The 6,342-nt window shown below is 64.1% G+C and carries 6 protein-coding genes and 1 pseudogene; 2 read left to right on the forward strand and 5 right to left on the reverse strand.

Features of this window, described 5'->3' with window-relative positions:
* The 5 genes from B0T44_RS25710 to B0T44_RS25725 form a co-directional block, all read right to left on the reverse strand.
* The coding region (locus B0T44_RS25710; RefSeq protein ID WP_176219246.1) for a cytochrome b/b6 domain-containing protein at nucleotides 1–1,175 on the reverse strand (1,175 nt) is incomplete at its 3' end.
* A gap of 146 nt (nucleotides 1,176–1,321) precedes the next feature.
* The gene (locus B0T44_RS25715) at nucleotides 1,322–3,103 is read right to left on the reverse strand and encodes a thiamine pyrophosphate-requiring protein (RefSeq protein ID WP_077114826.1); all 1,782 of its coding nucleotides are present in this window, start codon (nucleotides 3,101–3,103) and stop codon (nucleotides 1,322–1,324) included.
* Nucleotides 3,104–3,221: 118 nt separating this feature from the next.
* Nucleotides 3,222–3,941, reverse strand: coding sequence for a methyltransferase domain-containing protein (locus B0T44_RS25720; RefSeq protein WP_077114825.1), 720 nt, complete (start codon nucleotides 3,939–3,941; stop codon nucleotides 3,222–3,224).
* Nucleotides 3,942–4,044: 103 nt separating this feature from the next.
* The gene (locus B0T44_RS27385) at nucleotides 4,045–4,185 is read right to left on the reverse strand and encodes a hypothetical protein (RefSeq protein WP_175647920.1); all 141 of its coding nucleotides are present in this window, start codon (nucleotides 4,183–4,185) and stop codon (nucleotides 4,045–4,047) included.
* Between the two features lie 601 nt (nucleotides 4,186–4,786).
* Complete coding sequence (locus B0T44_RS25725; RefSeq protein ID WP_139347647.1) at nucleotides 4,787–5,152, reverse strand: PepSY domain-containing protein; 366 nt, start codon at nucleotides 5,150–5,152, stop codon at nucleotides 4,787–4,789.
* A gap of 120 nt (nucleotides 5,153–5,272) precedes the next feature.
* Here B0T44_RS25725 and B0T44_RS25730 point away from each other — a divergent pair, with 120 nt between their 5' ends.
* On the forward strand, nucleotides 5,273–5,950 hold the full coding sequence (locus tag B0T44_RS25730; protein WP_077114823.1) for a response regulator: 678 nt from the start codon (nucleotides 5,273–5,275) through the stop codon (nucleotides 5,948–5,950).
* A 34-nt stretch (nucleotides 5,951–5,984) separates the two neighbouring features.
* Nucleotides 5,985–6,342, forward strand: a pseudogene (locus B0T44_RS25735) (two-component sensor histidine kinase); the annotation flags it as partial.

Below are 6,342 nucleotides of genomic sequence, written 5' to 3' on the forward strand. Positions count from 1 at the left end.
CCGATCAACGCGTACCCGACGCGCTGCACCACGCGCGGATGACGGAACGTGAACGGGGTGGCAGCCACCCAGCCGATCACGACCACGACCATCGCCACGGTGAAGACACCGAAGCCGACCCAGCTGTCGTCGTCGCGGGCGGCGAAGATGTGGTTGAGGTTTTCCAGTGCGCCGGTAGTGACCACGAATGTGATGTGCACGACGATGAACAGCAGGAACCACAGCATCACGAGGAAATGCACCGAGCGCGCGAGCTGGATGTTCAACGGTTTGCTGATCCAGGTGAAGCGGGTCGACAGAGCGGGCGACATGGCGAGGCCGGTGAGGATCGCCAGGGGCGCGGCGACGAAGACTGTCAGGAAGTAGGTCAGCAGCTGCAAACCGTTGTACGCGATCCAGCCGTTGTCATGGGGCCAGTCCAACGACAGGTAACGGATCACGACCGTCAGAGCATTCGGGAAGACATCCCAGCTGGTGGGGACGAGGTGCCGCCACTGGCCGGTGGCGAACAACAGCACGTAGAAGATCGCGCCGTTGATCAGCCACAGCACATCGGCGCCGAGGTGCCACCATCTGGCCAGGCCGATCGAATGCCGGATACCGGGCAGCCCGACGTGCCGCGGCAGCCCGACGGAATCCTGCTTCGCGGTCCACAGCGGGTCGTCCGGGACGCGATGCTGGACGCGCAGCCATTCCTTTCCCGGCGTGCAGTCCCTGCTGAAGTACAACCGCGGGTGATCGACGAAGATCTGGATCCCCGAGCGCAGGATGAAGACCATCAGGAAAAGGTTGAAGAAGTGCTGCCAGCCGACCCAGGCCGGGATGCCTGGGCTCGCCTGGATACCGGATGGTTCCTGCGTCCCGGGATACCGGGCCATGAAGTCCTGCACGGCAGGCATGTTGTGCAGGCCCTTCGCGATCGCCACCGCAGTGATCAGCACGACGAACCCGATCGGAAGCAACCACAACACGTTGAACCAGCGATCCCGGCCGACTCGCAGCCGTGGTGCGATCCCTCCGGTGTGGGGGATCCGGCCGGCCCACGTCTCAGGATTCAGGACGTCGGCTCCCGGCTGGAGCCGGGAGCGGTAGGTCGAATTCGAGGTGTCATCTACCCCCTGGCCGAGCTCTGAAGCATTCGGCCGATCTGGGGTAGGTCGATAGACGGTCCCCATATCGCGATACTAACCTCTCGTATGCGCCCCAGGAAGGACAAAGATGGGACGAATTCGCCGCCCCGGACCACTCGGTGTCTCAGATCAGCAGGGCTCGATCTGCTGATCAGATCGTGCAGCCAGTCGAGGTTGGCATGCTCCGGTCGCTATGGACGAAGTTCTTGAAGCTTGGTCTTTGCGCCCTGCATCATCAGATGCCAGGCGTCCGGGTCGCCGCGGAGGACGGCCTTGCCCAGGTCCTTGATCTGTTCGTAGCTGGCATGGGGTGGGATCGGCGGAACTTCGGGATCGCAGCGCACGTCGAGCACCACCGGGCCCGCTGCGGCGAGGGCACGATCCCACATGCTCGCGATGTCATCGGGATCGTCGACGGCGATCGCCTCCACACCCATGTCACGAGCCAAGTCCGCGTACGACACATCCGGTAGCGTCTGCGACTCCTCGAACTTGGGCGACCCGCCCATACCGCGCAGTTCCCAGGTGACCTGATTGAGGTCGTTGTTGTGGAACACGCACACGATCAGCCGCGGATCGCTCCACAGGTGCCGGTAACGCGCGATGGTCATCAGCTCGCCGAGCCCGTTCATCTGCATCGCACCGTCACCGACCAGCGCGATAACGGGCCGCTCGGGATGGGCGAACTTCGCGCCGATCGCATAGGGGACCCCAGGCCCCATGGTGGCCAGGGTGCCCGAGAGCGAACCGCGCATATTTCCGCGGAACCGCAGGCAGCGGGCGTACCAGTTGGTGGAGGAACCGGAATCGGCGGTGACGATTGCGTCGTCGGGGATACGTTGGGACAGCTCCCACACCACCCGCATCGGGTTGACGGGCTTGGCTTCGAGCATCGACTGATGTTCGACCGTCTCCCACCAGCGGGTGACACCGGCCTCGATAGCCGACCGCCAGGAACGGTCGGTTTTACGCTGCAGCAGCGGAATGAGTCCCCGCAACGTTGCTTGCGCGTCGCCCAGCAGATTCACTTCCGTCGGATAGCGCATGCCGATGAATGTGCCGTCGATATCGATCTGCACGCCGCGAGCTTGGTCGAGCTCGGGCAGGAACTGGCTGTAGGGGAAACTGGAGCCGATGATGAGCAGCGTGTCGCAGTCGCGCATCAGCTCGTAGCTCGGCCGGGTACCCAGCAACCCGATCGATCCGGTGACGAACGGCAGCTCGTCGGAGAGCACATCCTTTCCCAGCAGCGCCTTGGCCACACCGGCGCCGGTCAGTTGCGCTACTTCGACGACTTCCTCGACCGCGCCCCGTGCGCCTTGGCCGATGAGGATGGCGAGCCGGGAACCCGCGTTGAGCACATCGGCGGCACGCTCGAGTTCCGACTGTGGCGGAATCAATGTCGTGGGCATGGCGGCCGGTGGGCTCGACGGTACCTGCTTGAACTCGTGTTGCGGCGGCTGGTAGGGCTCTTCCTGCAGATCCGCGGGGATGATCACCGCGGTCGGGGCGCGGCGCGCCATTGCGGTTCGGAACGCCCGATCCAGCGCGTTGGGCAGTTGGCTGGCCACGTTGACCTCGACCAGATACGCGGAGGCGACATCCTTGAACAACGATTGCAGGTCGACTTCCTGCTGATAGCTGCCACCCATCGCGCTGCGCGCGGTCTGGCCGACGATCGCGACCACCGGTACGTGATCGAGTTTGGCGTCGTAGAGACCGTTGAGCAGATGGATCGCGCCGGGCCCTGACGTGGCGGTACACACTCCTACCCGGCCGCTGAACTTGGCGTAGCCGGTGGCCTGGAACGCCGCCATCTCCTCATGGCGGGCTTGCACGAACCGTGGCTGGTTGTCGGCTCGCCCGAAGGCGGCCACCAGACCGTTGATACCGTCACCGGGATAGCCGAAGACCTGCTCGACACCCCATTCCCGCAGACGTTGTAGGACATAGTCGGCAACCTGCAACGACATAGCTCCTCCTGTTCCACGCTGGTCGACCGCCGATGCCGTCCTACCCGGTTCGGGCTCGGTCAATCACGACGGCATCCGGAGCGGGTGCTGGTGGGGAGGCGATTGCACTGCGGTTTCTTCAGTCGAAGAAACGGGCCAATTGGTGGTCCGATGGCCCCGGCTCCCCGGGAGCAAGCGGCCGCAGATCGGCGAATACACTCGCCCCATCGCAGCCGGTATGGAGCGGATACCAGCGGCGGTCACTGCCCGGCCGGTCACAAATGCCTTTGAAGGTCTGCACGTCCAGCAGTCGCAGATGGGTCGGATCGGCTACCGCGTTCACATAACGCCACCAGGGCGACAGCACGTTCAGCACACCACCTGGACGCAATACGCGGTGGCATTCGTCCACCAGTGGCAGAAAATCCGCCAGGTGTTCCAGGACATGGACGGCGAACACACGATCGAATGACGAGTCGGCGAATGGAAGCCCCATCCGCAGGTCTGCGACGATATCCACTCCGGGCACCTGCCGCATATCCACCCCGATATTGCCGGGATATTGTTTGGTTGCGCCACAACCGATATCGAGGATGCGCGGCGTTCGCCGGTTGATCTGCACCCGGTCCCATACTGCCAGTACTCCCGACAGATGACCGATCAACTCACGCACCACGGACAGCCGGTCTTCGTTGTCCACGGACCCGGTCATATGCGCGACCCCGCCCCGGAACTCCACCTCGACCGCGGTGCCGCGGAGGCGTTCGTCGTGACGCAGCATATTTCGCGCCGTCTCGGTGAGCTGTTCATCGCGCAGCCGCCAACGGCGCGCGGACATCCCGGTCACCGGCCAGGTCATCGCATGCCTCCTCCTGTAATCCGCTCAGGTCACCCTCCCCGCATACCCTCGCGCCACCGCCTGAATCCGGCTCGCTGATCACCCTGGTCGGGCCTTGCTCGATTCAGTGCGCGCCGTCGTCCGGTGGGTCGGTGAAGAGGGCGGCAGCAACTTTGCCGATGCGGTCCGACAGGATGTGCGGCACGGGAAACAAAGGGCGCCAAGGTAACACGTTGTTATTCGTGTGGAGCTCGTTGATTCTCACTGTCGTCTCTTTGTCGGTTCGACGGCAGACTCTTCATGGAATTCACCGCCGAATAACACGGATCGCGGTCGCTGGGTCAGGGAAATTACCGGGCGCCATATTCGTCGATAGGCGTTGTGGGCGCTGCTTGTGGCGGCCGCTACAGCGAGGTTGCTGACAAGCTTGTAATTACTGTCTTGTGTTTTCTTTGCCCATATCCACGAGATCATCTTTTAACTCGTGTTCATGCACATGATGCGTCACGTTCATATAACACAAGCATCACGTTCAAATAACGCAATTACCAATATGTACGGCGGTGCAGCGGCGCCGTGGACCAAAGCAGACGGATTAGGAGCGAAACTATGGGTTCGGTAGACCTGGGCAGCCTCGGCGACCTTCTGGGCGCATTCGGCGACATCTTCAGCGGCTTCGGTGGGCTGGCGAGCTTTTCCGCCGAATAATATGTAGATGCATAGGGCGCCTACGCCGACAGTCCGCTGGATGTAATCCAGCGGACTGTTTGCTTTTCGGCGCCGGCGTGTCCGTCTGCGGCCGCCATCCCCTCATAATCGCGGCTGCCGGCTGGACATGCCCGGGCGACAGGCCAGAACCCGGGCGGTCAGTCGTGATCCACGGTGCCGAGTACCTCGCCGGTATCCGCATCGATGGTCACCTCGTACTCCACGCCGTCGGGGGTCACCACCTCTACCTCCCATACCGCCGTGCGGTACTCGGCATCGAACTCGGCCGAGACCGCCTTACCGTCCGGGACCGCCGCTGCTGCGGCATCCATCGCCTGCTTCCGGTCGATACCGGGATCGGCGACCAGCGACCACTCGGTGATCGGACGATCGAGCGAGACGGTATGCCCCTGCGGTCCGTGACCGAGGGCAACCGCGGTGATGCCGATACCGGCGCCGACAGCCACGACGCCGATCAGCAGCCGACGCATACCGGCGGCCGAGTGACGGAAGACGTTTGCCATGGTGAAACCTCCTGTGTAGGTGTTGGTCCCGAAGGTGATCACCACTGTGGCAAGACAATGCTGAAGGCGACCTGAAGTCACCTGAAGAACATTTCAGCAACCATCTGACACCCTGGGTGGATGCGTCTGCTGATCGTGGAGGACGAGAAGCGTCTTGCTCTCGCGCTGGCAAAGGGTTTGACCGCTGAGGGCTTCGCCGTAGACGTCGTGCACGACGGCGTCGACGGGCTGCACTGGGCGACCAGTGCCGACTACGATCTGATCATCCTCGACATCATGCTGCCCGGGATGAACGGCTACCGGGTGTGCGCCGCCCTGCGGGCCGCGGGCCACGAAACCCCGGTACTGATGCTCACCGCCAAAGACGGGGAGTACGACGAGGCCGAAGGCCTGGATACCGGCGCCGACGACTACCTCAGCAAGCCGTTCTCGTATGTGGTGCTGGTTGCTCGTATCCGCGCCCTGCTGCGGCGCCGTACCCGCGGCGGCGCGCGGGTGCTGCGCATCGGCGACCTCGTCGTGGATCCGGCCACCCACACCTGCCGCCGCGGCGGCCGGGACGTCGCGCTCACCGCCAAAGAGTTCGCCGTCCTCGAGCACCTGGCCGTGCGGGCGGGGGAGGTGGTATCCAAAGCCGATATCCTGCACCATGTCTGGGACTTCGCCTACGAGGGTGATCCGAACATCGTCGAGGTGTACATCAGTACCTTGCGACGCAAGATCGACGCGCCCTTCGGCTGCCGAACCATCTTGACCGTGCGCGGCGCGGGCTATCGGTTGGCGGCCGACCGTGCCTGAACGGACACGCTGCAGGCGATCGTGGTGGAGTTCGGTGCGGGCTCGCACCACCACGGCGGCGACGGCGGTCGTCGCGGTGGCGTTGACAGCCGCCGGGCTGATCGTGCTGGCGGCGCTGCGCGACAATCTGGTCGAGAGCGCGAGCGTGCAGGCAGAGAACATTGCGCACGACATCGTCACCCAGCTGGAAGCCGGAACCGCCCTCGCGCAACTGCAACTACCCGACCCCGACGACGAACCGGTCCAGGTCGTCTCGGTCGACGGCCAGGTCCTCGCCGCCGCCGACGACCTGCGCGGCCAGGGCCCGATGGCGGGCTTCGGGCCGTACTCGTCTGCGGAGGCCGGTGGTCGCGGCGACGACGCCGATGACACAGATGATGACGACGCCGACG

The organism is Nocardia donostiensis (assembly GCF_002081715.1).
Taxonomy (GTDB): Bacteria; Actinomycetota; Actinomycetes; order Mycobacteriales; family Mycobacteriaceae; genus Nocardia; species Nocardia donostiensis.